5 protein-coding genes are annotated in these 3,880 nt (G+C 32.9%); 1 reads left to right on the top strand and 4 read right to left on the bottom strand.

Features of this window, described 5'->3' with window-relative positions; genetic code table 11:
* The 4 genes from IEU71_RS09705 to IEU71_RS09690 all read right to left on the bottom strand — a co-directional run.
* Positions 1-1,118, bottom strand: a 1,118-nt coding sequence (locus tag IEU71_RS09705; RefSeq protein WP_188349651.1) for an IS30 family transposase, incomplete at its 3' end; no start/stop codon positions are given.
* A gap of 228 nt (positions 1,119-1,346) precedes the next feature.
* Positions 1,347-1,697: a hypothetical protein gene (locus IEU71_RS09700; RefSeq protein ID WP_002814618.1), complete on the bottom strand. Its 351-nt coding sequence runs from the start codon at positions 1,695-1,697 to the stop codon at positions 1,347-1,349.
* Positions 1,687-1,926 carry a helix-turn-helix transcriptional regulator gene (locus IEU71_RS09695; protein ID WP_002814620.1) on the bottom strand — a complete coding sequence of 80 codons (240 nt, stop codon included), beginning with the start codon at positions 1,924-1,926 and terminating at the stop codon, positions 1,687-1,689. Before IEU71_RS09695 ends, IEU71_RS09700 begins: the two co-directional genes overlap by 11 nt.
* Before the next feature lie 127 nt (positions 1,927-2,053).
* Complete coding sequence (locus tag IEU71_RS09690; RefSeq protein ID WP_004910557.1) at positions 2,054-2,467, bottom strand: hypothetical protein; 414 nt, start codon at positions 2,465-2,467, stop codon at positions 2,054-2,056.
* Between the two features lie 217 nt (positions 2,468-2,684).
* Here IEU71_RS09690 and IEU71_RS09685 point away from each other — a divergent pair, with 217 nt between their 5' ends.
* Positions 2,685-3,659, top strand: a complete 975-nt coding sequence (locus tag IEU71_RS09685) for a D-2-hydroxyacid dehydrogenase (RefSeq protein ID WP_004910555.1) — start codon at positions 2,685-2,687, stop codon at positions 3,657-3,659.
* Positions 3,660-3,880 lie beyond the last annotated feature (221 nt).

The raw sequence follows: 3,880 nt of genomic DNA, 5'->3' as shown, positions 1-3,880 counted from the left end.
CGCTCCATATTGCGGTATTCCTTATTAAAACGTTCATAAGGTGTTGAACCTTGCAGTGCAATACGCATTGGCTTACGGTTGATTTTATCAGCGATCACTTCTAAATCTTTCTGCTTAATTGTCCTAAAGGTCGTTTTCTTCGGGATAAATACTCGCAATTCACGGTTTTTATATTCGTTTGTCCCCCTTTCCTGTGGTGAAGAGGGTGTTGCATAGTATATTTTGGTCTTGTATTCCTGCTGGACGACTTCTAAAAAGTCCCATGACATGAACTCAATACCATTATCAGCCGTGATTGTGCGTACCCATTTGCCATAATTCTTATAGAAGTATCTAAAGCCTTTAATCACATCAAATGATTGTTTACTGTCAATTTTAACCAGTACATAAAACCTTGTCTTACGTTCAACTAAGGTTAAAATAGCGCTCTTATCGTTAATTTCGCCATTCTTACCCTTTGCTGGCAAAACTAAATCAATTTCCCAATGTCCGAATTGTCTACGAGTATTTATCTTTGGTGGTCGTTCATAAATTGAATGACGAACTAGAATACCCTGTGACTTTAATTTAGAACGCAGTCTATCAATCTCACGCTGTTTTTGATACTGCGTTTTAATTTTAACTTTTTCAGCATCTGTATTATTGGCACGTTTGCGATAATAGGGTCTTAAATAAATTTTACCCTGTCTCGCCCAATTTCTAATCGTTGATGCCGAGACTTCAATATCTGATACATGAGCTTCAGCAATTTGTTCAGGTGTCCAATGTTCAACATTGACCCAATGCTCTATCAGTTCTTTTAACTCATCTGTCAACAATTTTGAACCGTTGCCACGTCTCACACTTCTTTGAGTGGCGATAAATTGACCACGCAAGGCAGAGTATTTAATACGAGAATGAATTTCAAGATTATACAATTGACGTTTACTTAAATTACTAAAATCAAAGATATTGCCTTGTTTTAATTCTCTCGATATAGCAGACTGCGAGCGATTAAGTTTTCTAGCGATTTCAGACTGCGTTAGTTTTTCATCATTCCACATGTGTTCAATCAAATGTCGATCATTTTCATGAATACGTGGATATTTTATTTGGTCTCGAGGTAATTTCTTAGTCATATAATTTATTTTTACTCCTAATTAGTTATGTGAATAAGATAATAATATCACACCTAAACTATGCTTAAAAGCTTACAAATAAAGCATATATAATTGTGAACCTATTAGCATGACTTTTTATTTTAAATTATTATTTTGTAAAAACAGTATTTAATTTTTTTTACAAAAAAACCTATCAAAGATATCTTTGATAAGCTTTTGTTTAATTTATTCAGTAGTGAACGACACTCATTCAAGGTCTTTTTTGGATTGCAACCATAGATATAATCCTGAAACAAAGCAAGCAATACCATACTTAAACATGAAGAATTGGTTCGCTAAATATCCTTTTGGAAAAAACAAATCACACACGATAATGGCTACTAACATAAAATATGCACTTTTCAAACTAATCAATGTTGTTCTTTCATCACTTTTTCCTGTTTTAATCGAATAAAATATTACAAAAGCAGCGCTAGACATGACAAAAACAAAACCTATACCAACTAATAAGTTAAAATTGCCCACAGACTGTTCAGACCACTCTTTTAATGGATAAAACAATGCATCTGGTATATCACTTAAACTATTAATCTTCATTTTCTGTTCCCCCTATGTCATAAGAAAAAATATCCGTTAGATCTACCTTAAAAAAAGTTGCAATTCTAAATGCCAATAAAAGCGTTGGAAAATATTTTCCTTTTTCCATAACAAATATTGTTTGCTTTGAAACCCCTACTTTTTCTGCTAGTTCCTGTTGAGATAATCGAGCTAAGACACGGAATTCATATACTTTATTATTGATTGAGTCACCAAAGTCTTTTTTCATTTACTTTATCTCCTTGAAATTATAGTACATCATACTTATCAAAAAGTAAAGTAAAGTTATACAAAATAAACTCATTGTTTATACAGTTATATTAAAAAACAATTTTGATATGAATAAATTTGTATTTTCATTTCACTCCTTGTTCTTTTAATTGTCGCTTGGCTTGATACAACTGTTCTTCAATTCTGTTCAAACCACTTTCGTTATTGCGATCAGTTCCCTTAATCAACAAGTCTAAATCACGATAAGCAAAGGTCAACTCAATTGATTTTGAAACCAAATCTTGCACCCTAGATGCTAATTCTTTGTTAAAAAAAAGCACATCTCCATATGTTTGAGATTGTGCTTGTCTGATTTTAGCTTGTAATTGCATTGATACGCTTAACGTTGTTTGGAAGTTTGGCGCACCAGCTTTGAATTGAAAGCCTTGTCTATCACTTTCTAACGTTTGGTATAGTTGACTATATAAGTCTCTAAACCGTTCTAACTGCTTAATATACAGCTCTAATTGTTCAGGTTTTAACCATATTTTTGTTGGCATCTTGTTTATTCCTTTCACTTTTAAATGCAACCAAAAAAGCTAGTAGCTGTTAAGCACTAACTCATTTTGTGGCTAATTCTTTATTGTTGAAAAACTTCTCAATTTTTTTATATTTTCAGATATTTTCTGAATTTTTTACCATGTCTACTTTCTATGCAAAATAAACTCTGCTTAATAAATTTCATGATATGATTAACGAAAAAGAGGTATTAGCAATATGGTAAAAATTGTTCTTTTAGATGGCTATGAGTTAAATGACGATTTAGATTGGGATAAGTTAAGATCTGTTGGCGACTGTACTTTTTATGACCGTACCAATACAGCTAATGAAAAAGAAATAATAAACCGAATTGATGGTGCAGAAATTGTTATCACTCACAAAACTCCTATAAATGACTATGTTATTTCCCAATCTAAAAACCTGAAGTATATTGGAATTATGGGTACAGGTTATGATGTTATTGACCTAGAAAGTGCTAATAACCACAATGTTGAGGTAACTAACGTTCCGACCTATGCCCGTGATGCGGTAGCTCAATTTACTTTTTCTCTCTTACTTGAAGTGACGGGACAAGTTGGACTACATAACCAATTAGTTCATCAAGACCGATGGTCACAAGGACCAGATTTTACATTTTGGGACAAGCCTTTATACGAATTAAAAGAAAAAACACTAGGTCTTATTGGCTACGGTCATATAGCTCAAAAAGTAGCAAAATTAGCTCATGCATTTGAAATGAATGTAGTGTTCTATAATCATCGTCCTAAAAAAATAAAAGAAAATTGGCTTAAACAAGTTTCGTTAGATGAAATATTGAAAACGTCGGACGTTATTAGTCTACATGTTATTCAAACTCCTCAAACAATCAACCTAATTAACAAGACAACACTGGCTAAAATGAAGTCCACTGCTATCCTCGTGAATACTTCAAGAGGAAAACTAGTTAATGAAAGCGATGTGGCAGATGCTCTGAATCATAATCACCTATATGCTTTGGCAACTGATGTAGTCAGCAAAGAACCAATTCAAGCAAATAATCCTTTACTTAAAGCTAAAAACTGCTATATAACCCCTCACATTGCCTGGGCGCCGTTTGAAACACGTGAAAGGCTTCTAGCCATTACAACGTCTAATTTACAAGCATATCTTTCAGGCAGCATAGTTAACAGTGTAATTGAAAGAAAAAAATAGTCAATTTTTAACTTATGAAGTGCTGCGATATTTATTCACTACATAGCATTATTGAATGAACGCAGGCATCTTCATTTTTTTCGGTTTTAAATGCAAACAAAAAAGCTAGTCTCTTTTTAGCATTAAGCCATCTTGTGACTACTCATATGGTAGATTGTAAAATTAAACCGAACACTTGAATAAAAAAGCCGCAGCGCCTTTAATGGTAATTGTCTAAAACA

The sequence above is a fragment of the Leuconostoc falkenbergense genome, from assembly GCF_014634805.1.
Taxonomy (GTDB): Bacteria; Bacillota; Bacilli; order Lactobacillales; family Lactobacillaceae; genus Leuconostoc; species Leuconostoc falkenbergense.
Note: the sequence above shows the minus strand (reverse complement) of the source record. Positions and strands in the feature narration are given on the sequence as shown.